Source organism: Flavobacterium praedii, assembly GCF_026810365.1.
Lineage (GTDB): Bacteria > Bacteroidota > Bacteroidia > Flavobacteriales > Flavobacteriaceae > Flavobacterium > Flavobacterium praedii.
Genome location: NZ_CP113948.1, coordinates 2,732,285 through 2,757,913, shown reverse-complemented (window position 1 = coordinate 2,757,913; position 25,629 = coordinate 2,732,285). Strand labels below are relative to the sequence as shown.

The following is a 25,629-nucleotide window of genomic DNA, read 5'->3' as shown; positions in this document are numbered from 1 at the left end:
ACTTTTTAAAATTCTGCGTTCATTGGCGTTCTTGGGAAAGGAATTACGTCACGAATGTTAGTCATTCCAGTTACAAATAACACCAATCTTTCAAATCCAAGTCCAAAACCAGAATGCACTGCAGATCCAAATCGTCTGGTGTCCAAGTACCACCATAATTCTTCTTCGTGTATTCCTAAGGCTTTCATTTTTTCGACCAAAACATCAAAACGTTCCTCTCTTTGTGAACCTCCTACTATTTCTCCTATTCCTGGGAAAAGAATGTCCATGGCACGAACCGTTTTGCCATCTTCGTTCAATCGCATATAGAATGCTTTGATATTAGCAGGATAATCAAACAAAATTACTGGACATTTAAAGTGCTTTTCTACTAAATAACGCTCGTGTTCCGATTGTAAATCAGCACCCCATTCGTTAATGATATAATTGAATTTTTTCTTCTTGTTCGGTGTACAATCTCTTAAAATATCAATCGCTTCGGTATAGGAAACACGTTTGAAATTGTTATCCATTACAAATCCTAATTTTTCCAACAAAGGCATTTCGCTTCTTTCTGCTTGTGGTTTAGATTTTTCTTCTTCAGTCAAACGACTTTCCAAGAATTTTAAATCTTCTCCACATTTATCAACGGCATATTTTACAACATATTTAATAAAATCTTCGGCAAGATCCATATTGTCATTCAAATCATTGAAAGCTACTTCGGGTTCAATCATCCAAAATTCGGCTAAGTGACGAGAAGTATTTGAATTTTCTGCTCTAAAAGTAGGTCCAAAAGTATAAATCTGACCCAGAGCCATCGCAAATGTTTCCCCTTCCAATTGTCCAGAAACCGTAAGATTGGTTTCTTTTCCGAAAAAATCTTCTTTGAAATCTACTTTTCCATCTTCGGTTCTTGGTGTATTTTCAAATGGCAATGCAGTTACTTTAAACATTTCACCCGCACCTTCAGCATCAGATCCTGTGATGATTGGTGTATTCACATATACAAAACCTTTTTGTTGAAAATAACTATGAACAGCATACGACAAAACTGAACGCACACGCATAATAGCGCCAAACACATTCGTACGCACGCGTAAATGAGCATTCTCGCGTAAGAATTCTAAGCTTGGTTTGTTTTTTGGTTGTATTGGGAATTTCTCTGCATCCGAATCGCCAAGAATTTCCAGTTTATTGACTTGGATTTCAAATTTTTGACCAGCACCTTTACTCTCAACCAAATTCCCAGTTACCGAAATAGCTGCTCCAGTTGTAATTCTTTTCAATGTTTCGTCTGGTGTATTCTCAAAATCGACAACACATTGTATGTTATTAATGGTTGAACCATCATTTAAAGCAATAAACTGATTATTTCTAAAAGTTCTAACCCAACCTTTTGCATTGATTTCGTGTAATGTAGATGTACTGTTTAGTAAGTCTTTAACTTTTGTGTGTCTCATTTTAATTTTTTGATTTTAAAGTTCAGATTTTCGATTAATACAAAAATCAGTGTTTTAATCTAAGTGCAAATATAAAAGAAATTGTTTGAAAAATTGGCACAGACCCTCTCTAAGTGAGAAGCTATTTCCTGCTATTTTCTCTATCTTTTACTTTTGATAACAAAGTAAAAGATAATTGCAAAATCAATTCGATAATCAATCTTTTGCAAAATTTAAGAAATTTGGAGGTACATTGTTGATTGCCATCTTTGAATAGTAAGACGGCAACATCTTACTATTTCAATGATAGTATGTTTGGATTCAAATTTATCGCAAAACCACAAACTACAAAACCTTTTATGGATTTTTATACTTTTGCGATAAATGGATTTAGATACATTAGGATATAATTCTCAATCATTACCCAAAACGTCGAGAAACTGCTATTTCTCTTTTTCTAATTTATCGATTTCTTCATCGCTAAATTCAAGCATTTCCAGTTTAGGTTCAATGAATTCTTGCTCGTTTGCCAAAGTTTTATTCAATGTTAATACCAAAGCAGGCAGTAACATTAAATTAGATAACATTCCAAATAATAAGGTCAGTGATATGAGTCCGCCAAGAGCAATAGTTCCTCCAAAACTAGAGAGCATAAAAACCGAAAACCCAAAAAACAAAACGATTGAAGTATAAAACATACTCAATCCCGATTCGTTAAAAGTAGCGTAAACTGATTTTTTGATTTTCCAATTGTTCTTCTTAAGTTCCTCTCGATATTGAGACAAGAATCGAACGGTGTCATCTACCGAAAGTCCGAATGCAATTCCAAAAACTAAAATAGTAGAAGGTTTTAATGGAATGTCCAAAAAGCCCATGATTCCAGCCGTTAATAATAATGGCAATAGATTTGGGATTATTGAAACCAAAACCATTTTGAAAGAACGAAACATAAAAGCTATCAATAATGCAGTTAGGAAAAAGGCAAAAACTAAAGATGAAAGTAGGTTGTCAAGTAAATAGCCTGTTCCTTTTTGAAAAACTAAGGCTTTTCCCGTGATAATTACATTGTATCTATCTGGAGGGAATAGTATATCTGCTTTTCTACGAATTTCTCCTTCAATTATTGGAATTCTGCTTCCGCTTTCATCACGCATAAACGTAGTGATTCTAGCCACTTGCCCACTGGAATCGACATAGCTCTTCATTAAATTCTCTTTGGAATCCTTTGTTGCATTTTTGGCATAAGACAAGATAAAAGCCTGTTCTTGTGATGTAGGTAAATCGTAATATTCTGGGTTTCCATTGTAATAAGCTTGTTTGGAATATTTCACCAAATTAACAATAGAAATAGGTTTTGAAAGTTCTGGAATTTCCTCAATAGTTTTTTGAAGTTCATCCATTTTTTTTAACATAGACAATTTCATGACACCTTTTTTGCGTTTGGTGTCTATCATTATTTCTAATGGCATAACTCCATCGAATTCTTTTTCGAAAAACACGATGTCTTTGAAGAATGGTTCTTTTTTGGGCATGTCTTCAATCAAACTTCCAGAAATTCGCATTTGAAAAATTCCGATGATGCTTATAACCAATAGACTTATAGAAACCACATAAATAGAAAAACGATTGTATTTTACATTTCTTAGTATCCAATCCATAAATTTTTTGATCGAAACTCTCTCTAAATGCTCTAAATGACGGTCTATCGGAGCGGGTACATAACTATGCAAAATAGGAATAGTTATGATGCAAAGTATGAATAACAATAATATGTTAATCGATGTTACATTTCCAAATTCTATAAGTAATTTATTGTTTGATGATATAAAAGTAAAAAAACCAATGGCTGTAGTTAAGTTGGTCATAAAGGTTGCCATTCCTATTTTTGTAGTCACCCTTTGTAAAGCTTTGGTTTTGTTGCCGTGAATTTTGTATTCCTGATGGTATTTGTTGGTTAAGAAAATACAGTTTGGTATTCCAATGACAATCATCAAAGTAGGAACCATAGCGGTTAAAACCGTAATTTCATAATCTAAAAGGCCTAATACACCAAAAGACCACATTACACTTATAATTACAATAATTAGTGAAATCATGGTTGCTCTAAAACTTCTAAAAAAGTAAAAGAACAATAGGGAAGTAAGGAATAATGCTGCGCCAATAAAAAGACTTATTTCGCTAAGAATAGTTTGAGCATTCAGGGTACGAATGTAAGGCATACCTGAAACACGGAGTTTTATTTTGGTTTCCTTTTCAAAAACTTTTATAGCAGGAATTAATTCGTTGAGGACATAATTTTTGCGTTCAGTAGTGTTTACAATTTTCTTGTCAAGGTAAACCGCCGAGCGAATGCTTCCAGATCTTTTATTAAAAATTAATCCTTCATAAAAAGGGAGTTTGTTAAAAAGTTCTTGCTTTATTTTTTGAAGATATTCTTTGTCAATTTTTTTGTTTGGATCAATAAAAGGAACTAATTCAAATTTTTGTAAAGCTTCGTTTTTTTGTAGTTTTTTCATATCATTCAATGAAATGACCAAATCGACATCTTTGTTTGTCTTGATCGTATTCATCAGTTTTACCCATGAGGAAAAAACTTTTGGAGTAAATATTGCATCGTTTTTTATACCAATAACAATTAGGTTTCCTTCTTCTCCAAATTTATTTAAAAACGAATTGTATTCTATGTTTACAATATTATCTGCAGGTAATAAATTGGCTTCGCTATGGGTAAAACGAATGTATTTCCATTGCATTGCCAAGAATATCGTAATTAGTGCAATTATCGATAACATTACTATTTTATTTCTAAGAACAACTCGGGCAATTAACTCCCAAAATCCTAGACTAAACCATTTTTTCATTATAAATTTTTTAAAGCCCCAAAAATACATAAACTCCAAGAGTTATTTTTGTTTTTATGCATTTGATTTGATTTTTTTCAAGGTCATTTTTTACAGTAGAATTAAATTTTAGTTACCATTGTTATTTGTTTTATAATTAATAGATTTGTTTTCGCAACTTTGTTTTATTAAATTAATTTTTGGGGTTACTATAAATATGAAAAAGTATAGGAATACATTGTTTTATTTTGGCGTAACAGGTGGTTTTACAGCTCTTATGTATTGGATAATTAAGGAAGGAAAATACCTTGAAAATAATGAGACTATTATTCATCCGATAGCCAGTAATAATTCTTGGGAGGATTTTCTCAATGCAATGATTCATAATGTACAAGATCCTTTAGCTATTTTATTGGCACAAATTATAATGATTATCCTTGTGGCACGACTTTTTGGTTGGGTTTTCAAAAAAATTGGTCAACCTTCCGTTATTGGTGAAATTATAGCTGGAATTGCATTAGGGCCATCCTTGTTAGGTTTATATTTTCCAGATTTCTTTCATGCATTATTTCCCCCTGATTCATTAGAAAATTTAAAATTTTTGAGCCAGATTGGACTGATTCTTTTTATGTTTGTTATTGGGATGGAACTCGACATAAAAGTTCTAAAAAACAGAGCCAAAGAAGCTATTGTTATTAGTCATGCAAGTATTGTAATTCCGTTTGCACTGGGTATAGGATTGGCGTATTTTGTTTACAATCGTTTTGCTCCAGAAGGAGTAAAGTTTCTTTCTTTTAGTTTGTTTATGGGAATTGCAATGAGTATCACCGCTTTTCCGGTTTTGGCTCGAATTGTTCAAGAAAGAGGCATGCATAAAACTAAGTTAGGAGCAATCGTAATTACATGTGCAGCCGCAGATGATATTACCGCTTGGTGTTTGTTGGCAGTTGTAATTGCTATAGTAAAAGCGGGAACCTTTGAAAGTTCCATGTTTATAATTTCTCTGGCAGCCTTATATGTTCTAATAATGATTTTTCTTGTAAAACCATTCTTGAAAAGAATTGGTGATTTATATGGAGCCAAAGACAGTTTGAGTAAACCCGTGGTGGCAATCTTTTTTTTAATATTAATCATTTCGTCCTATGCTACGGAATTGGTTGGTATTCATGCCCTATTTGGTGCCTTTATGATGGGGGCTATTATGCCTGATATTCCTAAGTTTCGAACCGTTTTTATTGCAAAAGTAGAAGATGTTTCTGTTATATTATTGCTTCCTTTATTTTTTGTATTCACAGGTTTACGTACCGAAATTGGTTTGATCAATGAACCTTATTTATGGAAAGTGACAGGGTTTATCATTCTAGTTGCAGTAGTAGGGAAATTTTTTGGTAGTGCTTTGGCAGCAAAATTTGTCGGACAAAGTTGGCGAAACAGTCTTATCATTGGAGCCTTAATGAATACTAGGGGATTAATGGAGCTTATTGTTTTGAATATTGGATTGGGCCTTGGTGTACTAACTACGGAGGTCTTTACAATGATGGTTATTATGGCATTGGTGACTACTTTTATGACAGGCCCCGCTTTAAATTTAATCAATTATATTTTCAAAACTAGTGATATAATAGATCATGAAGATGAAGTTGATCAAAGTAAATATCGTATTCTACTATCTTTTGGGAATAATGAAAAAGGAAAATCTTTATTGCGTTTAGCCAACAGTATGGTGAAAAAACAAAAAGAAAAAGCCAGTATCACTGCTTTACATTTATCGTTAAGTGATGAAGTACATACTTTTAATATGGACGATAAAGAGAAAAGTAGTTTTAGTCCTATAATGAAAGAGGCAATTGTGCTGAAACAAGAAGTTACTACTATTTTTAAGGCAACTATTGATATAGAAAATGAAATTATTGATATTGCCAATCAAGGAGAATATGATTTATTGCTAGTTGGATTGGGGAAATCGATTTTTGAAGGAACAATATTGGGAAAAGTAATTGGCTTTACTTCTCGAATCATAAATCCAGAAAGATTATTAGATAAGTTTACCGGTAAAGAAGGATTGTTTGTCAATTCTCCATTTGATGAACGAACTCGCCAAATTGTTTTGAAAACTAAAATGCCATTAGGTGTTTTGATTGATAAAGATTTGAAAGAAGTAAATAAAGTCTTCGTTCCTATTTACACTTCCGAAGACTCATTTTTGATTGAATATGCTCAAAAAATGATATTCAATAATAATGCTACAGTTGCTTTTTTGGATTTCAACAGCCACATAGAGAATAATTTTGTAATTGCCAGTGCTATAGAATCTTTAAAGCAAAAATATCCAAATAATGTAATTTTAGATAAAGAATCATTGTTAAACAATGAATTCTTGATTCAGCAAGATTTAATGATTGTGAGTTTGGATAGTTGGAAAGATTTATTGGATTCTCGCAGTAAATGGTTGAGTGGGGTGCCTTCGGTATTGATTATAAAACCATAATTATGAATTGGATTTTATTAATTATAGCGGGTTTTTTTGAAGTGGGTTTTGCCACTTGTTTGGGCAAAGCCAAAGAAACTTCGGGTATGACCTCGACATTGTGGATGGTTGGTTTTTTTACGGCGCTTTCAATTAGTATGTTATTGTTGTACAAAGCATCTCAAACTTTGCCTATTGGTACCGCTTATGCAGTTTGGACAGGAATTGGAGCTGTTGGAACTGTTTTAGTTGGTATTTTTATATTCAAAGAACCGGCTACTTTCTGGAGACTTTTTTTCCTATTTACTTTGATAGCCTCAATAGTTGGGCTGAAATTTGTTTCCTCACATTGATCGTTACCCTACTTTTTTTTGATTTTGATATGTTGAGTAAAGAGAAAGTACGCATGCTCTGTGATTATTCTCAATTTGGATGCTTTTGAGATCGAAATGTGTTCTAAAGTTCGTGATTTTTTACAATGATGTTCATCGCAACTGTCTGAATTAAATCAATAGAGGGCTCTTACCGTTTTGGATACTATCATTAGGACTTTATTAAATTCCTAAATTTAAGACGAAAGTTAATTTTATGGCTATATTGTCTTCAAATTTGCTCAATTGATTTGGACCATAACGGTAATAGCCTCCTAGACCCAGACCATTAAATATTTTATTCAATTCAATTCCAGATTCTATATATCCTTTCTCTAAGGTTTTAAAGTCAATGCCAATATGATTTTCTGGGTTTTCCATTTTTCCCCACGCCATTCTTGTGACAAAATCCAATGAAGGTTTTAATTTTTTTAATATGAAGATCCTATTAAAACCATGTTTAAATTGAAATGTCATGTATTCGCTCGAAAAAAATTCATTAAAAAACATGGTTTCAAAACTATTTTTACCGGCAAATGTTATTCTTTTTATAATGGTTTCTTTGTTTAAATTATTGGGAGCGTTGTTGTAAAGTTGTGGCAGGGGTAAATCACCAAATGCTTTACCTGCTTCAAATAACAAAAAGGTACGTTGCCCATTGAGATATTTGATTTGATAATCTGCTTTAAAGTCAACTTTGGTATAGTTAAAATCATTTTTTAAAACATCGGGTAGTGATTGTATCAACTGTAAGGTGAATTTTGGAAACCTTTTTTCAGATTCGATTTTTCCTGTTGGTGTTTGCATATAATCGCTATAAGGGCTCCATTTTAATGAAAATGTTGCTGTAGTCATGTTATAACTAGAATACGATTTGCCATTTAAACTGTATATGTAATTGAATTGAGGAGTCACAAATGTACTTGCCAGAGCCAATGTTGATTCTACTTTTGGGATAATTTTAGATTCTAATGCTATTTTCCATTGTTCATATCTATAAAGTGTGCTGAAATTGATAGCGCGAGGGTCATAAATCTTGAAAGCTCTTTTTTCAACAGCATAATCGATACTCGCAATTTCTCTCAGGTCATCGGTGTAGTTTAAACTAATCCAGGTGTTTGAGAATTTATTAACTCTGGTTCCAATTCCTATATTGTATTTGAATTCAGAATCCCGAAGACCATAAGCGGTGTAGCCTTCTATCCTGTATTTTTTTGAAAAGTAATCATTAGTTATTCCGCCAAGTCCCAATCGTAGTCCTTCATAATTATTGTAACTAATTATTTTACGCAAATCAAAATCCCAAGATTTGAATGGAACATAACCAGTAAGTACTTTTCGAAGCAAATTTAACCGACTTTCAATTCTTTTTTTTATCGAAATACTATCTAATGATAAATAGGTTTTTTGACTTCGGCTGTCTAAACTGTCTTTTCTAAATTCATTCCAAAAACTTTCTGGTTTTGATATGGCATCATCTTTAATTTCAACAGCAACAATTGGTTTGTTGATTTTAACTGTAGAATTGTATTGAATATCAAAATTATTTGTTTGGGATAGTAAATAGACATAGTCTGATTCTTCTCTTTTTCTGGGCGTTAAATCTTCTTTAATGTCCCCGTCAAATTGAATGGTTCCGCCTAATATTTTTATATCATCATCATTATTTCCCTTAACAATTTTAAATTTTTTCTGTGTAGGAAACCATAAATTTTCTTCTGGAATGTAATTAAATTCATGAATTGCACTGATATCCAGTATGCCCTTAATTCGCATAATTGCTTTTGCAACAGCATAATTAGTCTCATCGATATATAAAATACCTTCCAGACCCGCTGTTCTTTTTTCTTTTTTGTTTTTAAAATAAACCATAAAGGCATTTCGTCCATTTATGGTTACCGTGTCCAAAAGTTTAAAGTTATAATCTTTTAACGCGTCACGAGCAATTGGGCTGTTGTATTTGGTTTCAAAAAGTTCGTATTTAGTGTCGTAAATAGAAAATGACTGTAGGTTAAAGGATAGGATTTCATAAACAGGTTGTTTAAAGCCTGCCATTTTTGTTCCCAAAATGGTTTCTTTTAATCGTTTGCCATCATATTGATATTGGGAAATTTTTTCAGTTTGAAATAAATGTTGCTTTTTGATTAATAACTTAAATTTATAATCAGTGGAATCAATTTCTTTTAGGTATTTTCCATAGGGATTATTGACAAAAACGGAATCAATATCCCCATGAATAGAATCGGGATTTGCTGTTACGATGAGCTTGTTGTACGCCTTGAATTCATAACTTTTTAGTTTTTCTTGTGGATTGTTCTTTGTTTTATTTTCAATTGTTTTTTTTATTATGGCTAATGCTGGATTGACATTTGAAACAAGAACTTCATGGAGAGGATTTGTTTTTTGTTCTAAAGCAATTTTATAAAATATTTTTGCGTTATCTACAGTAAGGGTGTTTTTTGTATAACCAATATAGGAAACGGTAATTGATGTTATTTTGTTTTTGGAGACCAAACTAAATTTTCCGTCAACATCCGAAATAGTATTGGTGTCTTCATTTGAAACAATGGAAGCAAAAGGAAGTGGTTTTTTGGTTGTAGCGTCTTTTACAATTCCGTTAATTTGAAATTGTGCCTGAATTGTTAGTGTAAAAAGGAAGAACAATGCAATAAAGTACTTCATAATACTGTTTTGATTAGAAAGGCATTTGGCTACGCATCCTTGCCACAAAAATAAGTATAAAAAAATCTGTCTCGTTCAAAAAGACAAGACAGATTTATTATTTTTATTAATTTAAAAGATTATACTTTCATGATTTCAGCTTCTTTTATAACTAGAAGTTCATCTATTTTTTTGATATAAGTATTAGTCAAGTTTTGTACTTCTTCTTCGGCACTTTTACAAATATCTTCAGAAGTTCCTTCTTTTTCTAGTTTTTTAATATCAGTATTGGCTTCTTTTCTGGCATTTCTAACCCCAATTTTGGCATCTTCTGCTTCAACTTTGGCTTGTTTGGCTAGTTCACGTCTTCTATCTTCGGTAAGTGGTGGAACGCTTATGATAATCATGTCACCATTGTTCATTGGGTTAAATCCAAGATTGGCAATCATAATTGCTTTTTCGATAGGATGTAACATGTTTTTTTCAAAGGGTTGAAGCGTTATAGTTCTGGCGTCTGGAACACTAATTTTTGAAACTTGTGAAAGTGGAGATGCCGATCCATAATAATCTACAAAAACACTTCCTAACATAGCTGGAGATGCTTTTCCAGCACGAATATTTAAAAATGATTTCTCTAAATGTTCAATAGAACCAGCCATTGATTCTTTGGTGCTATCTAATATAAATTCAATTTCTTCTGTCATTTTTTTTTATTTAGTGGTCAGTGATCAGTTTTTTAGTGATCAGTTTTTACTGCAAACTGAACACTGAATACTGCTAACTATATATTAACTACGGTTCCTATGTTTTCTCCTTCACAAATTTTTAATAGATTCCCTATTTTATTCATGTCGAAAACGACTATTGGTAATTTGTTTTCTTGGCTTAAAGTAAATGCTGTGGTATCCATAACATTTAATCCTTTTTTTAATACATCTTCAAATGAAATGTATTCAAATTTTACAGCTGATGCGTTTTTCTCTGGATCACAATCATAAACTCCATCAACACGTGTTCCTTTTAGAATTACATTAGCATTGATTTCAATTCCTCGTAAAACGGCTGCAGTATCTGTTGTAAAATAAGGGTTTCCTGTACCAGCTCCAAAAATTACGATCCTTCCTTTTTCCAGATGACGATCCGCTCTTCTTTTGATATAAGGCTCTGCAATAGATTCCATTTTTAAGGCAGTTTGCAAACGGGTTTTCATTCCTTTGTCTTCAAGAGCGCCTTGTAATGCCATTCCGTTAATAACTGTGGCTAGCATTCCCATATAATCTCCTTGAACTCTATCCATTCCTGAACTGGCTCCAGCAACACCTCTAAAAATGTTACCTCCACCAATAACTATAGCGATTTCAACTCCTTTGGCATGAATTTGTTTGATTTCATCTGCATATTCGGCTAATCGTTTAGGATCAATCCCATATTGTAAATCACCCATTAAAGCTTCGCCACTTAATTTTAGAAGGATTCTTTTGTATTTCATCTTTAGATTTTATTTTTTTAAGGTCTCCCTTCATTTTCGAAAGTAAATTACACTGGTTTTCGAGTCAAAACAGCATAAGTTGTGCAAATATAGACATATTCTGTTTTTTTTGAAAATACTGTTCCCTAAATATTTAAATTTAGTTTTTTATATGATTTTTTAGCCGATTCGTATCCAATATTAAAAATAGCCTCCATTTTGATTTTACTGGTTTCAAATGTGCTATATAAGGACAAGGCTTCGGGTTCTATCAACCAATCGCAATGATCAAATTTGTGTATGCTCGAATTGGCGGAGAATAAATCAAATGCTCTAGCTGTGACTGCTTTGATAGAATTTAAATCTTTTGCTTCTATTTGCTGTATTGGACTGACATATATCCCAATTAAGGTATCACATTTGTCTTTTAGAATGTTGGTTGGAAAATGATTAAGAATGCCACCGTCACTATATAACTTTCCATTAAATTCATACGGAGACATTACTCCAGGAAATGACGATGACGCCAAGATGGCATCTATTGTTTTGGTTTCGGGGCTAAAAACTTTTGATTTGCCTTTGATCAAGTCGGTGGCGGTAATGTATATTGGTATTTTTAGTTCTCCCAAAGTTGTGTCCTTAAAAATTTCATAAAAATATTCTTTGAAGGATTCCGAGTCAATTAAACCTGCTTTAGAAAATGTAAAATGTTTCCAATGGAAAAAATAAATAGATTTGAAAAATTCCAGGATTGCCTCGGGAGATTTGCCAATTCCATACAAGGCAGCAACTATTGATCCTGCACTTGAGCCAGCAATGTGAGTTGGAGTAATGTTTTTTTCTTCCAAAAACTGCAAAACCCCAGCATGAGCTATGCCTTTAGACCCTCCACCAGATAATATTAAACCGATTGATTTTAATTTACTGTCCATTATATAAAATTATGCATTTTGTTGGGTCTTAAGTGATTTTTATCACACTTTTTATGGTTAGGGTAATTTAAATTTGCTTAAAAAATAAATCAAAATATGAAATCGCTATGAAAATAGCTGTCACAAACACTAATTAATTTCTGGCGATACCTCCCGATAGCTATGGGGATCCATTAAAAACAAATATTATCTACATATGAAAAGTTCAGTTGCGAAAGCGTTGTTTAATAGTTATAGTTATTTAGAATATAGAAAAATTATATCCGATTTGTTGGCAGAAGGAAAGTCAACTGGTGAGGAACAATCGGAAGATTTATTACATTACAGTACCTTGAATGAATCCCGTTTGAAAAGATTAGACAAAACCATTACTGTTCCCGAGGAAATTAGTTTGAAATTGAAAGGTCTTGAAAAGGAATACATTTGGTTGGTTATCGCAGAAGGTTGGTGCGGAGATGCTGCACAAATTTTGCCTATATTGAATAAAATGGCGGCCGAATCGAATAAAATTGATTTGAAAATTGTTTTACGAGATGAGAATGATGATTTAATGAGTCATTTTTTGACTAATGGGGCTAGAGCCATTCCTAAGCTTCTTATTATAGATAAACAATTGGGTAAGGTTTGTAGTCATTGGGGGCCAAGACCAAAAGGAGCGTCAGATTTAATTAAAAATTATAAAGAACAATTTGGGATTGTTGATGAGGAAGCCAAGTCACAATTGCAATTGTGGTATTTGCATGACAAAGGATTGTCTGTGCAACATGAAGTGGTAAAAATGATGTATTCTATAAAAGAATGCGCTTGTCTGTAATTTATTTTTTGATTTATTTTTTTATATCTAAAATAAGTGTAACTTAGTGATTGCCAACCGGGTCTATTGTTTTGATTTACTTTTTTTTATTGGTGTGTTTAACTATTGTTCAACAATTAAAAAAAACATCATTATGAAAAATCTATTTGAAAAGGTTTATGATTATGTATCACATTTCTTATTTGGAAATGAAAGTGCCACCCATTATTAACCAAATTTTAGACAAGTTGAAAAAAAGTATGAAGTAAAATTACTTTGATCTTATTAAAAACACATCGCAAATTCAATTCTGTATTTGTCATGTGTTTTTTTTATCATTTATCTGTAGAAAGAGTTTGCTCGAATAAGTTGACATCTATGGCATTCTCCACATTGTAATCGCCAATTTTGGTCCGACGTAAAACAGTCAAGTGTGATCCCGAATTCATGGCGCGTCCAAAATCAAAGGCAAGAGAACGAATGTAAGTTCCTTTACTGCAAACCACTCTAAAATCGACTTCGGGAAGTGCAATTCTGGTAATTTCAAATTCGTGAATAGTTGTTTTTCTAGCAGCAATTTCTACAATTTCTCCTGCGCGTGCATGTTCATACAAACGAATCCCGTCTTTTTTTATAGCTGAAAAAATTGGTGGTTTTTGATCAATTTCTCCCAAAAATTGTTTTACCGTTTCGTGTATCAAAGATTCATCGATATGTTCTGTCGGGAAAGTTTGATCAATTTCAGTTTCTAAATCATAAGATGGAGTAGTGGCTCCAATATAGAACGTTCCTGTATATTCTTTGGCTTGCCCTTGTAATTCGGTAATTCTTTTGGTGAATTTCCCAGTACAAACCAATAGTAAACCAGAAGCGAGAGGGTCTAATGTTCCTGCGTGACCAATCTTGAATTTTTTGGGCAATCCTGCTTTATTGATTAGCGCATACTTGAGCTTATTTACCGCTTGAAAAGAAGTAAAGTGCAAAGGTTTGTCTATTAAGAGAATTTGTCCGTTTAAAAAATCTTCGGTTGTCATTAAAGTACGGTCAAAGGATGAATGAAAAAGTGAATGGCGAGTAGTATTATTCCAGCGATAATTCGGTAGTAACCAAATACTTTAAATCCATTTTTTGTCAAAAAGCCAATGAAACTTTTAATGGCCAAAAGCGCTACAATAAAAGCAACGATATTTCCAATAACCAAGTAATTGATTTGGTCGTGAGATAATACAAAACCGTCTTTGTAATAATCGTAACATTTTTTTACTGTTGCTCCAAGCATAGTTGGAACTGCAAGAAAAAAAGAAAACTCAGCAGCAGAGGTACGTGATAGTTTTTGAGACATTCCACCAACAATTGTGGCTCCACTTCTCGATACACCAGGAATCATAGCAATGCATTGAAATAAACCAATTTTTAATGCTTGTAAATAGGTGATTTCTTGAGTGTTTTCAGATACGTCTGGGTTGTTAAACCATTGGTCAACTTTCAATAAAATGATTCCGCCTATTAATAAAGAAATGGCTACAGTTACAGGATTTTCGAGTAATGCATCAATTTTTTTGCTAAAAAGTAATCCAAAGACAACTGCGGGTATAAAGGCAACCAATAATTTGAAATAAAAATCAAAAGTTTGAAAAAAGCGTTTGAAATACAAAACCACTACTGATAAGATTGCTCCTAATTGAATGACAATGGTGAAGAGTTTTGTAAAATCATCGTGCGCGATTCCAAAAAAAGACGATGCGATAATCATATGCCCAGTAGAAGAAACGGGTAAAAATTCTGTGATTCCTTCAATAATGGCAAGGATAATAGCTTGTAGTGTATTCATTTTGTAGTGATCAGTGTTCAGTTTTTTAGTGTTCAGTTTTTTTGCTTGCTTTTACTGCAAACTTATTACAGATCACTGCTTACTATTTTTTAGGGTTTTTAAGAATGGCATAAATGGTAATTCCAAAACCAATTAAAACGGTGGTTGGAGCCAAACGTATTCTTCGGAAATCAAAAACAGATTCATTGAAAACATTAGGGTCATCACTTCCTCCACCAGACATTAGAATAAATCCCAATGCAATTACACCAATTCCGATTAATAGAATTTTATAGTTTATTTTTTCAAAAAGGAACTCGTGTTTGTTTTCTTCGTTTTTCATTTTGTTATTGTGAGGGACGAAATAATCTCATCCGCTGTTTTAAGTTTATGTTTTATAACTGAAATGTACAGACTTATATCTGCAATCTAAAATTAATAAAGGTCGTCTGTTCTTAAATTCAAGAAACGTTGTGTGGCAAAATAAGTACTCAGCCAAGTGATTAAAACGCCAAGTCCAAATACAGCGATTAATACAAGTCCAATCAATAATTTGTCATCTAGGATTCCAAGGTCTGGAAAACTGTTTTCCAAATAAATTAACACGCCAATTAAAGCAAGAATAGCTAGGCCAGCACCAATCATACCCAGTTTGATGCTACGCATTACAAATGGTTTTCGGATAAAGGCTTTGGTAGCGCCAACCATTTGCATGGTTTTTATAATAAAACGATTGGAATATATCGAAAGGCGTAGCGAACTATTGATTAAAAGTACCGCTATAAAGGTCAAGAAGGCACTGATGATCAAAATCCACATACTGACTTTCTTGATGTTGTCGTTTACTAAGTTTACTAATTGTTTGTCGTAAACAATATCAGAAATCATCGGGTTTTTTCGTAAATTGGATTCAATTTTGGCAATACTATCTTTAATTACGTAATCTGCTTTTAAGTGAATGTCGTATGAATTTTGTAGAGGGTTTTCACCCAAGAAGGTTACGAAATCTTCACCAATAATATCGGTATGCTCTTTTGCTGCTTGTTCTTTGGAAACATAAACAAAAGATTTTGCGAATTTGGCTCTTTTCATTTCTTGACCAAAAGATTTTAAAATGGTATCATTGGCTTCTTTTTTAAAAAAAACAGTCATTGCTATTTCTTCTCTGAAGTCATCGGCTAGTTTTTTGGAATTGATTATAAAAAATCCCAAGATACCTAATAGGAATAATACCAAGAATACACTTAGTACTACTGAAAAATAAGAGGAAATTAACCTGCGTTTTTGAAACTTTTCAAATGATGAGCTCATAGTATATCTAAATTATGGGGTAAAAATAATAAACATATTCTTTAATTTGAAGTTAATAAGTCCCAAAGTTTTAACTTTCGTACAATAAATGTAAATTTGGCACCTCAAATAGTCTTTGCGACAAAAAACTTGACAACTTAGTAACGCAGTTACTTAGAATTTTATAATAGGACTTGAGTTTGCGATAGCATGACTCCATTAAAAAAACAATAAATAAAAAGGAATGAGTAGAGCTTTTGCGACAGCATGACTCCATTAAAAAACAATAAAAAAAAGGAATGAGTAGAGCTTTTGCGACAGCATGACTCCATTAAAAAACAATAAAAAAAAGGAATGAAATACAATCCGAACGAAATTGAAGCCAAATGGCAAAAATACTGGGCAGAGCATAAAACTTTTGCAGCTCAAAATAACTCAGACAAACCAAAACATTATGTGTTGGATATGTTTCCGTATCCTTCTGGAGCGGGATTGCATGTGGGGCATCCGCTAGGGTACATCGCATCAGATGTGTATTCGAGATACAAAAGACACCAAGGTTTTAACGTTTTGCACCCAATGGGGTATGATAGTTTTGGATTGCCAGCGGAACAATATGCAATTCAGACTGGGCAACGGCCAGAAGATACAACTTCGGTAAATATTGACGGTGGTTTGGACAAAGAAGGAAAAGAGATTGCTGGGTACCGAAAGCAATTGGACAAAATAGGGTTTTCATTTGATTGGGATCGTGAAGTGCGTACTTCGAATCCTGATTATTACAAACATACACAATGGATTTTTATCCAATTGTTTAATTCTTGGTACAATAGAAATTCGGATAAAGCCGAAGATATTTCGACCTTGACAGCAGTTTTTTCTACTGAAGGGAATGCCAATATAAATGCAGTTTGTGACGATGCTATTGAAGTGTTTTCGGCAAATGAATGGAATGCTTTCGCAAAAGAACAGCAGGAGAAAATTTTGTTGCAATACCGATTGACGTATTTGGCGGAGACCGAAGTGAACTGGTGTCCGGGATTGGGAACGGTTTTGGCAAATGACGAAATCGTGAACGGTGTTTCGGAACGTGGTGGATATCCTGTAATTCGCAAAAAAATGACGCAATGGAGTATGCGAATTTCTGCCTATGCGGAACGTTTGTTGCAAGGTCTGAATGATATAGATTGGAGCGAGAGCATCAAAGAAAGCCAAAGAAACTGGATTGGAAAATCGGTGGGAGCGATGGTTTCTTTTAATGTAAAAGAACATCAGGCTAACATAGATGTTTTTACGACTAGACCTGATACGATTTTCGGAGTTACGTTTATGACTTTGGCACCAGAACACGAATTGGTGGCTCAAATCACAACTGCTGAACAAAAAGCAGAAGTGGAAGCCTATATCGAAAAAACAGCCAAGCGTTCTGAAAGAGAGCGTATGGCGGATGTAAAAACCATTTCGGGAGTTTTCACAGGAGCGTATGCCGAGCATCCGTTTACCAAGGAACCAATTCCAGTTTGGATTGGGGATTATGTTTTGGCTGGTTACGGAACAGGTGCTGTAATGGCGGTCCCTTGTGGTGATGAAAGAGATTATGCTTTTGCAAATTTCTTCAAAGGTCAAAAAGGAATGCCCGAAATCAAAAACATTTTTGCGAATGTGGATATTTCGGCAGCAGCTTACGGTTCAAAAGACAATGTGGAAATTGCCAATTCGGATTTCCTAAACGGATTGAATTACAAAGAAGCTACTAAAAAAATAATTGAGGAATTAGAAAAAATAAATCAAGGAAAAGGGAAAATCAATTACCGTTTGCGTGATGCGGTTTTCTCTCGTCAGCGCTATTGGGGAGAGCCTTTCCCAGTGTATTACGTGAATGGCTTGCCGCAAATGATCGATGCGCAACATTTACCAATCATCTTGCCAGAAGTAGAGAAATATCTCCCGACTGAAGATGGGCAACCGCCTTTAGGAAATGCAAAAGCTTGGCATTGGGATACCAATAAAAACGAAATCGTCTCTGTTGAAGACGCGGCTAATCCTCCTTCGGGGGTTTGGGGGCTTGAGCTTAACACCATGCCGGGTTGGGCAGGAAGCTCTTGGTACTGGATGCGTTATATGGATGCGCACAACGAGAACGAATTTGCCAGCAAGGAAGCTTTGAAATATTGGGAAAGTGTGGATTTATATATTGGCGGAAGCGAACACGCAACAGGTCACTTATTGTATTCCCGTTTTTGGAACAAATTCTTAAAAGACAAAGGTTTTGCGCCAACCGAAGAACCATTCAAGAAACTGATTAATCAAGGAATGATTTTAGGGACGAGTGCTTTTGTTTATAGAATTTCTTGGATGAAAATAACCAGTCCTGATGCTGATAAGCCATTTGATATTTTAGATCCAAAAATGCCAAGTTTTTTCATAACTAAATCTAAATATGAAAAAATTGTTAAAGGTGATGAGGAAGAAATAGCGAAAGCTAAAAAAATATATTTAGATACTTTAAATAGTGTTTTTCCTAATGCAGGAGGAATAGGTTTAGGAGGGCAACTGTCTATGCAATTAACTCCAATCCATGTTGATGTTTCAATCGTAAATTCTTCTGATGAATTAGATGAAGTGAAATTCAAATCTTGGAGAGAAGATTACGCAAATTCTCAATTCATCTGTGAAGACAACGGAAAATACATAGTAGGTCGCGAAGTAGAAAAAATGTCGAAATCAAAATACAATGTGGTAACTCCTGATGATATTTGTAATGAATATGGAGCCGATACGTTGCGTTTGTATGAAATGTTCTTAGGACCATTGGAACAAGCGAAACCTTGGAATACGGCTGGAATTTCTGGAGTTTTTGGTTTCTTGAAAAAACTGTGCCGTTTGTATTTTGACGAAAACGGTTTGATTGTAACCAATGATGAACCAACGAAAGACAACCTAAAATCATTGCACAAAACCATCAAAAAAGTGGCTGAGGATATCGAGAGTTTCTCTTTCAATACTTCGGTTTCGCAGTTTATGATTTGTGTGAATGAATTGTCAGCTCAAAATTGTCATTCTCGTGCCATTTTGGAACCATTAGCTATTGTAATTTCTCCTTATGCGCCGCACATCGCCGAAGAATTATGGTCGTTGCTAGGGAATACAGGTTCTATTGCAACGGTTCCTTTTCCTGTTTTGGTCGAAAAACATTTGGTAGAAAGTGATAAAGAATATCCAGTTTCTTTCAACGGAAAAATGCGTTTTACTATGGTTTTGCCTTTGGATTTAACCAAGGAACAAATCGAGGAAATCGTAATGAAAGACGAAAGAACCATCAAACAACTAGATGGTAAAACGCCAAACAAGGTAATTATCGTTCCGGGGAAAATTATCAACTTGGTGGGGTAAGCTTAATTGTGAATGGTTAGCTGTGAATTGTAAATGCAACTGATCCATTAAATATTTAAAAATCCAAATTCCAATAACAATCTGTTAATTGGAGTTTGGATTTTTTATTGTCATTGTCATTGAAATATTTTTTTTAATGAATTTTTAACGGATGTCAAATTGGCATTTTCTAAATTTGGTTCAGAATTTGATGTTTGATATATAGATTTTAAACTTTAAATAAAAAACAAAAATATGGGAATGAGTTATTTAATTCTTGCGGGCGCGATCATGCTGGCAAGTTGGTTAGTGAGTTCTACACTAAAGAATAAATTTGAATTTTATTCGAAATTGCATTTGCAAAACGGCATGTCGGGTGCCGAAATCGCAGAGAAAATGCTCGCAGATAACGGAATTCGTGATGTACGAGTAATTTCAACACCTGGTCAATTAACGGATCATTATAATCCAGTGGATAAAACGGTTAATTTGAGTGAAGCGGTTTTTAATCAAAGGAATGCAGCAGCAGCAGCTGTTGCGGCTCATGAATGTGGTCATGCAGTACAACATGCTGTGGGGTATCAATGGCTGTCGATGCGTTCTCAATTGGTGCCAATTGTAAATGTGGCTTCGACCTATATGCAATGGATTTTATTGGCAGGAATCTTAATGTTGCGTACTTTTCCACAATTGCTTTTAATCGGGATTATTATTTTTGCTGCAACGACTTTGTTTTCTATTGTAACTTTGCCGGTAGAATACGATGCAAGTAATCGTGCTTTGGCTTGGCTGGAGAACAAAAATATGTTGACACAACAAGAACATGCCGGGGCTAAAGATTCTCTAAAATGGGCTGCTAGAACTTATGTTGTGGCCGCTTTGGGGTCAATAGCAACTTTGTTGTATTACGTTTCTATTTATATGGGAGGCAGAAGAAACTAATGAAGACAGTATTAAATAAAAAATTCCAAATACCAATTTTATGATTGGGATTTGGAATTTTTTTTATGGTTGTGAAATTGCAATTGCTATTTCAAATTAATCTATTTTCCTTTGTTGGCTTCGATGATGTATTTCTCTAAAGCCATTGTCATAGACGGAGTTCCAGGTGTTGGAGCCATAATGTCTACACGTAATCCACAATCCAAAGCTTCCTTTTGAGTCGTACTTCCAAAAACGGCAATGCGAGTGTTGTTTTGTTCGAAGTCTGGGAAGTTTTTGTATAAAGATTTAATTCCAGTAGGACTAAAGAAAGCCAAAACATCATAATAAACATCTGCTAAATCCGATAAGTCGCTCATTACCGTTTTATAAAAAGTTGCTGGAGTCCAATCCACTTTTAAAGCGTTTAATGTTACAGGGATGTCTGCATTTAATTGGTCTGATGCTGGAAGTAAGAATTTTTCGTCTTTGTATTTTTTGATTAAAGGCGATAAATCTGCAAAATCTTTTGGGCCAACATAAATTTTACGTTTTCTGTATACTACGTATTTTTGAAGGTAAAAAGCAATAGCTTCAGATTGACAGAAATATTTTAGTCCTTCAGGAACTTTGTATCGCATTTCTTCAGCTACTCTGAAAAAGTGATCTACACCATTCTTGCTTGTTAAAATTATAGCTGTGTAGTTATTTAGATCTATTTTTTGTAGTCTAATTTCTTTTGCGCTTACTCCTTCTACGTGAATAAAAGGTCTGAAATCAATTTTTACTTTATGCTTTTGTTGAAGCTCAAAGTATGGAGAATTTTCCACTTTAGGTTCTGGTTGTGATACCAAAATTGTTTTCACTTTCATATTAATTATTTTCTAAACGCTACCTTTTGTAAACCAATAATACATAAAATAATAGGGTGCTATTTCAAGAGTGCAAAGATATAAAATAAAATAAAACAACTTACCGAAAATTTCTTTTCTGTAATTTTTTATTGAGTATGTATAAAGTAAAACGTTTAGAATGAATATAGTATATAAAACCAGCAGTGGTATATTTTTTAAAATTGAATCATAATAGAATAAAATTATGTCAATTGGTAGTAATAATAGGCCTACATATGTTCTATAAGTTACTTTTTGTAAATTAAACTGTTCTGCAAGTTCTTCTATGTTGAAAGATGTGGCTATGATTTTTTCGATTAAATATTTGGATAAAATAAAGTAAATGACAAAAGTGAATATTTGAATGAATAATACCCAATCTGTTTTTGATCCATATCCAAATCGACTCAATAAAATTTGTATAAAAAAGGAGAATGAAATGATCTGAACAAAAAATAAGGAGATTGTAAAAATACTCATCAAGTGACTGCTGTCACGGTAAATTCGAGCGTACTTGTCAGAGAAAATCAATTTTGTAAAATCTTCAAATCGATTTTCATTGACTGATTTAGTCAGTGCAATAATGCCAAAAGCTAATATAAAAACGAGGTTTACCCAATCGTTTGTGTCTGTTATTCTAGGATGAAGTACATGTTCAGTCATAATTACAGCAAAATTACTAATTTTTATAACATCATTTATTATAATTTTATAATAATGAAATGGCATAAAAGCGTTACTTTTGCACCGAAATTACACTAAACATGAACAATTGCATTGTTATAATTCCTACCTATAACGAAATTGAAAACATTGAAAGCATTGTTAGAGCAGTGCTCTCTCAGCACAAATCTTTCCATGTATTGATTATTGATGATAACTCTCCAGACCGTACTGCAGATAAAGTAGTTATGTTACAGTCTGAGTTTGAGGGTAAATTATTTTTGGAGAAAAGAGCAAAAAAATCGGGTCTCGGCACCGCTTATGTTCATGGTTTTAAATGGGCAATGATAAATAAATATGATTTTATTTTTGAAATGGACGCCGATTTCTCCCATAATCCAAATGATTTAGAAAAATTATATGATGCCTGTCATTTTGGAGATGCTGATCTTGCAATTGGTTCTCGTTATGTAACTGGGGTAAATGTTGTAAATTGGCCTTTGAGTAGGGTTTTAATGTCGTATTTTGCATCAGTATATGTTCGTATGATCACAGGGATGAAAATTCATGATGCTACTGCAGGATTTGTATGTTACAAAAGAGAAGTGCTGGAAGCCATTGATTTGGATAAAATTAAATTTGTTGGTTATGCTTTTCAGATTGAAATGAAATACCGAACATTTTGTAAAAAATTTGCCATCTCTGAGGTTCCAATTATATTTACAGATCGAACAAAAGGACAGTCGAAGATGAGTAATTCAATTATAATTGAAGCTGTATTTGGAGTAATATCACTGCGATTAAAAAAGTTATTTAACAGTTTGTAAAATGAAAAAGCTATGAATAGATATTTGATTAAGAATGCTAAAATAGTAAATGAAGGGGTTATTTTTGAAGGGGACGTGCTGATAGAGAATGATCTCATTGTTGAGGTTTCTGAAAATATTAGTTTAAAATCATCTGATTGTATGATTATTGATGCCGAAGGGAATTATCTTATGCCTGGAGTCATTGATGATCAAGTACATTTTAGAGAACCGGGCCTTACTCATAAAGGGGATATAGAATCCGAGTCTCGTGCAGCTGTTGCAGGTGGGATTACTTCTTATATTGAGCAACCCAATACGGTTCCAAATGCGGTTACCCAAGAAATTTTAGAAGAGAAATACAAAATAGCTGAGAAAAAGTCTTTTGCCAATTATTCTTTTATGATGGGGGCTACCAATGACAATCTGGAGGAAGTGTTGAAAACAAATCCGAAGAATGTCGCTGGAATAAAAATATTTTTGGGTTCCTCTACTGGAAATATGTTGGTGGACAATGAAGCAGTTTTAGAAAAAATATTTTCATGTACTTCGATGTTAATTGCAGTGCATTGTGAAGATGAAACTACGATTAAAAAGAATTTAGAAAAATATAAAGACGAGTATGGTGAAGACATTCCTGTAACCGCTCACCATCTCATTAGAAGTGAAGAAGCTTGTTATATTTCTTCTTCAAAAGCAGTAGCTTTGGCTAAGAAAACTGGTGCAAGATTGCATGTTTTTCATCTTTCTACCGCCAAAGAAATGGAATTGTTTACCAATAAAATTCCTTTAGAAGAAAAGAAAATTACTGCCGAAGTTTGTATTCATCATTTGTGGTTTACAAATGAAGATTATGATACCAAAGGTAATTTTATAAAATGGAATCCTGCTGTAAAAACCGCCAATGACAGAAAAGTATTATGGGAAGCGCTCAACGATGGTCGTATTGATGTAATTGCTACGGATCATGCGCCTCATACACTCGAAGAGAAAAAGCAAAAATACTTGCAAGCTCCTTCTGGTGGTCCATTAGTGCAACATGCTCTTGTGGCTATGTTTGAAGCACATCATCAAGGAAAGATTTCTGTAGAGAAAATTGTCGAAAAGATGTGTCATAATCCAGCTAAACTTTTCAAAATAGAAAAAAGAGGTTTTGTCAAAGAAGGATATTATGCCGATTTGGTAATAATTAATGCGGGTTTGCCTTGGAGTGTTAAAAAAGAAAATATATTGTCAAAATGTGGTTGGTCTCCATTTGAAGGTTTTACCTTTAAATCTAGAATTACGCATACATTTGTCAATGGTAAACTGGTTTATTCTGGTTTTAAAGTGAAAGACATTCGTGCGGGTCAAAGAATGTTGTTTAATAGATAATTGTATTGGATGAAAAAAATAGTATTTCTTTTTACTTTAGTTGCCTTCTGTTTTAGTTGTAATAAGGATTTGGTCGAAAAACCGGATAATCTTATTGACAAAAAAGTGATGGGAAATATTCTTTATGATATGGCACTTTTAGAAGCTTTAAAATATCAAAATTCAGAGGTGTTATATCAAAAAGGAATAAATCCTAAAACCTATATTTTTGAAAAATACAAGGTTGATAGTTTGCAGTTTGCCAAAAGCAATGCCTTTTATGCCGCGGATTATAGGGAATACAAAAAAATGTTTGATGAACTGAATGATCGTCTGAAAAAAGAAAAAGATATAGTTGATTTGGCAATCAAAAAAGAATTAAAAAAGGGGGTTGCCATTAAAAAAGCTAAACTCAAAAAAACTCAGGATTCTATTAAAAAGGCTAAGGAATTTAAATTGAAAAAAGTAAAAGATTCTATTGCCAAATTGAAAGCCAAAGCAAATTTAAGGATTGCAAAAGAAAAATAATTACAAATCTGTAATGTATTTAATATAATTAGGAACGTCTATGAATTCAATATTCAAGGCGTTTTTTATTTTTTCATTAGAATACAAGTCGGTTGAATACGATGATCTGGCCGAAGCTTTGCTAAGTTGTCTTTTTTGGCCAAAAAGCATTGAGCTAATCCAGTCCAATTTTGATAAGGTATTTATCATAAATGGTGTAGCATGGTATTTTGGTTTTTTGACTTTTAAGGCATCAGCAATAGAAAAAAGCAAATCTTTAAAAATGATATTCTGACTAATAAGCGTAAAGCGTTCTCCGTGAATAGGGCTTTCCATCAATTGATATAGTATTGAGACTACGTCAGCAACAGCAATAAAACCAGTTGATCCTTTTGTGTAAAACGGTATTCCTTTTTTTACTTTCGTAAAAAGTGCACCGCTTCCTTGGTTCCAAAATCCAGGACCAATAATAACACCAGGATTAACAATAACAACTTCAAGGCCTTCTTGTTGTCCACGCCATATTTCCATTTCGGCACCATATTTCGAAATGGCATAATCGCTATGGGGTTTTTCAGGATTCCATTCAGTCTCTTCTGTAATGATGTGCTCGTGTTCTGCTAAGTCCCCTAAAGCTGCAATCGAACTTACATGACAAAGTTTTTTGATATTCTTGTGCAAGCAAAAATTGACAATATTGGCTGTGCCTTCGATGTTGGTTTTTCGAACTAGGTCTTCCTCTTTTGGGTCAAAAGAAATTAATGCTGCGCAATGATATACTTGGACTATATTGTCAAAAGCATTTTCTAAGGAGGGGATATCTAATATGTCGGCTTGTTGCCATTGTATGGATTGATAAAGTGCTTCCTTTTTATACAAAGAAAATAATGCTTCTGTTTTTTGAATACTTTCTAAATTTCGATAAATGGCACGAACATTTTCTCCCTTTTCTAATAGGTGAATTAAAAGATGCGCGCCTACTAAACCGGTTCCTCCTGTTACTAATACCATATTTACAAATATAGCATTTTGGTGCAAACCATAAAATTTATTCCCATTGA

The 25,629-nt window shown here is 33.4% G+C and carries 21 protein-coding genes; 8 read left to right on the top strand and 13 right to left on the bottom strand.

Annotation, left to right across the window (positions count from 1 at the left end; genetic code table 11):
* Positions 1-5: 5 nt before the first annotated feature.
* On the bottom strand, positions 6-1,442 hold the full coding sequence (asnS, locus tag OYT91_RS11890) for an asparagine--tRNA ligase (protein WP_281238126.1): 1,437 nt from the start codon (positions 1,440-1,442) through the stop codon (positions 6-8).
* Between the two features lie 422 nt (positions 1,443-1,864).
* Positions 1,865-4,282 (bottom strand): efflux RND transporter permease subunit, encoded by a 2,418-nt coding sequence (locus OYT91_RS11885; RefSeq protein ID WP_281238125.1) that lies wholly within the window; start codon positions 4,280-4,282, stop codon positions 1,865-1,867.
* 196 nt (positions 4,283-4,478) lie between these two features.
* Between OYT91_RS11885 and OYT91_RS11880 the strand changes: the two genes are divergently transcribed.
* Entirely contained in the window at positions 4,479-6,749 is a 2,271-nt protein-coding gene (locus OYT91_RS11880; protein ID WP_281238124.1) for a cation:proton antiporter, read from the top strand.
* A gap of 2 nt (positions 6,750-6,751) precedes the next feature.
* A complete protein-coding gene (locus tag OYT91_RS11875) occupies positions 6,752-7,081 on the top strand; it encodes a DMT family transporter (protein ID WP_281238123.1) in 330 nt (109 codons plus the stop codon).
* A gap of 201 nt (positions 7,082-7,282) precedes the next feature.
* Here the strand turns inward: OYT91_RS11875 and OYT91_RS11870 are convergent, their stop codons facing one another.
* From OYT91_RS11870 to OYT91_RS11855, 4 genes are all read right to left on the bottom strand, one after another.
* Positions 7,283-9,781, bottom strand: a complete 2,499-nt coding sequence (locus OYT91_RS11870; RefSeq protein WP_281238122.1) for a DUF5686 family protein — start codon at positions 9,779-9,781, stop codon at positions 7,283-7,285.
* Between the two features lie 119 nt (positions 9,782-9,900).
* A complete protein-coding gene (gene frr / locus OYT91_RS11865) occupies positions 9,901-10,464 on the bottom strand; it encodes a ribosome recycling factor (protein WP_281238121.1) in 564 nt (187 codons plus the stop codon).
* 77 nt (positions 10,465-10,541) lie between these two features.
* Complete coding sequence (gene pyrH, locus OYT91_RS11860) at positions 10,542-11,249, bottom strand: UMP kinase (protein WP_269221614.1); 708 nt, start codon at positions 11,247-11,249, stop codon at positions 10,542-10,544.
* Between the two features lie 125 nt (positions 11,250-11,374).
* Entirely contained in the window at positions 11,375-12,160 is a 786-nt protein-coding gene (locus OYT91_RS11855) for a patatin-like phospholipase family protein (RefSeq protein WP_269221615.1), read from the bottom strand.
* 196 nt (positions 12,161-12,356) lie between these two features.
* On the opposite strand from OYT91_RS11855, the gene OYT91_RS11850 reads away from it, so the two are divergent.
* The gene (locus tag OYT91_RS11850) at positions 12,357-12,974 is read left to right on the top strand and encodes a thioredoxin family protein (protein ID WP_281238120.1); all 618 of its coding nucleotides are present in this window, start codon (positions 12,357-12,359) and stop codon (positions 12,972-12,974) included.
* Between the two features lie 314 nt (positions 12,975-13,288).
* On the opposite strand, the gene truB is transcribed toward OYT91_RS11850, so the two are convergent.
* The 4 genes from truB to OYT91_RS11830 all read right to left on the bottom strand — a co-directional run bounded on the left by truB (position 13,289) and on the right by OYT91_RS11830 (position 16,074).
* The gene (gene truB, locus OYT91_RS11845; protein ID WP_269221617.1) at positions 13,289-13,987 is read right to left on the bottom strand and encodes a tRNA pseudouridine(55) synthase TruB; all 699 of its coding nucleotides are present in this window, start codon (positions 13,985-13,987) and stop codon (positions 13,289-13,291) included.
* The gene (locus tag OYT91_RS11840) at positions 13,987-14,784 is read right to left on the bottom strand and encodes an undecaprenyl-diphosphate phosphatase (RefSeq protein WP_281238119.1); all 798 of its coding nucleotides are present in this window, start codon (positions 14,782-14,784) and stop codon (positions 13,987-13,989) included. The genes truB and OYT91_RS11840 overlap by 1 nt, the downstream gene beginning before the upstream one ends.
* A gap of 82 nt (positions 14,785-14,866) precedes the next feature.
* The gene (locus tag OYT91_RS11835; RefSeq protein ID WP_269221618.1) at positions 14,867-15,106 is read right to left on the bottom strand and encodes a DUF3098 domain-containing protein; all 240 of its coding nucleotides are present in this window, start codon (positions 15,104-15,106) and stop codon (positions 14,867-14,869) included.
* 92 nt (positions 15,107-15,198) lie between these two features.
* On the bottom strand, positions 15,199-16,074 hold the full coding sequence (locus tag OYT91_RS11830; protein ID WP_269221619.1) for a cell division protein FtsX: 876 nt from the start codon (positions 16,072-16,074) through the stop codon (positions 15,199-15,201).
* Between the two features lie 333 nt (positions 16,075-16,407).
* Between OYT91_RS11830 and OYT91_RS11825 the strand changes: the two genes are divergently transcribed.
* Both OYT91_RS11825 and OYT91_RS11820 read left to right on the top strand, forming a co-directional pair.
* Positions 16,408-19,446, top strand: a complete 3,039-nt coding sequence (locus tag OYT91_RS11825; RefSeq protein WP_281238118.1) for a leucine--tRNA ligase — start codon at positions 16,408-16,410, stop codon at positions 19,444-19,446.
* Between the two features lie 234 nt (positions 19,447-19,680).
* The gene (locus tag OYT91_RS11820) at positions 19,681-20,367 is read left to right on the top strand and encodes a zinc metallopeptidase (protein WP_269221621.1); all 687 of its coding nucleotides are present in this window, start codon (positions 19,681-19,683) and stop codon (positions 20,365-20,367) included.
* A 101-nt stretch (positions 20,368-20,468) separates the two neighbouring features.
* On the opposite strand, the gene OYT91_RS11815 is transcribed toward OYT91_RS11820, so the two are convergent.
* Both OYT91_RS11815 and OYT91_RS11810 read right to left on the bottom strand, forming a co-directional pair.
* Positions 20,469-21,218 carry a uroporphyrinogen-III synthase gene (locus OYT91_RS11815; RefSeq protein ID WP_269221622.1) on the bottom strand — a complete coding sequence of 250 codons (750 nt, stop codon included), beginning with the start codon at positions 21,216-21,218 and terminating at the stop codon, positions 20,469-20,471.
* Positions 21,219-21,230: 12 nt separating this feature from the next.
* Positions 21,231-21,902 carry a DUF4271 domain-containing protein gene (locus OYT91_RS11810; protein WP_269224584.1) on the bottom strand — a complete coding sequence of 224 codons (672 nt, stop codon included), beginning with the start codon at positions 21,900-21,902 and terminating at the stop codon, positions 21,231-21,233.
* A gap of 101 nt (positions 21,903-22,003) precedes the next feature.
* On the opposite strand from OYT91_RS11810, the gene OYT91_RS11805 reads away from it, so the two are divergent.
* From OYT91_RS11805 to OYT91_RS11795, 3 genes are read left to right on the top strand one after another with little or no spacing between them, the layout of a single operon-like run.
* Positions 22,004-22,729: a polyprenol monophosphomannose synthase gene (locus tag OYT91_RS11805; protein ID WP_281238117.1), complete on the top strand. Its 726-nt coding sequence runs from the start codon at positions 22,004-22,006 to the stop codon at positions 22,727-22,729.
* A 12-nt stretch (positions 22,730-22,741) separates the two neighbouring features.
* Positions 22,742-24,082 carry a dihydroorotase gene (locus OYT91_RS11800; protein ID WP_281238116.1) on the top strand — a complete coding sequence of 447 codons (1,341 nt, stop codon included), beginning with the start codon at positions 22,742-22,744 and terminating at the stop codon, positions 24,080-24,082.
* Between the two features lie 9 nt (positions 24,083-24,091).
* Positions 24,092-24,589, top strand: coding sequence for a DUF4296 domain-containing protein (locus tag OYT91_RS11795; RefSeq protein WP_281238115.1), 498 nt, complete (start codon positions 24,092-24,094; stop codon positions 24,587-24,589).
* Here OYT91_RS11795 and OYT91_RS11790 read toward each other — a convergent pair whose 3' ends face one another.
* Positions 24,590-25,579, bottom strand: a complete 990-nt coding sequence (locus tag OYT91_RS11790; protein ID WP_281238114.1) for an NAD-dependent epimerase/dehydratase family protein — start codon at positions 25,577-25,579, stop codon at positions 24,590-24,592.
* Positions 25,580-25,629: the final 50 nt, after the last annotated feature.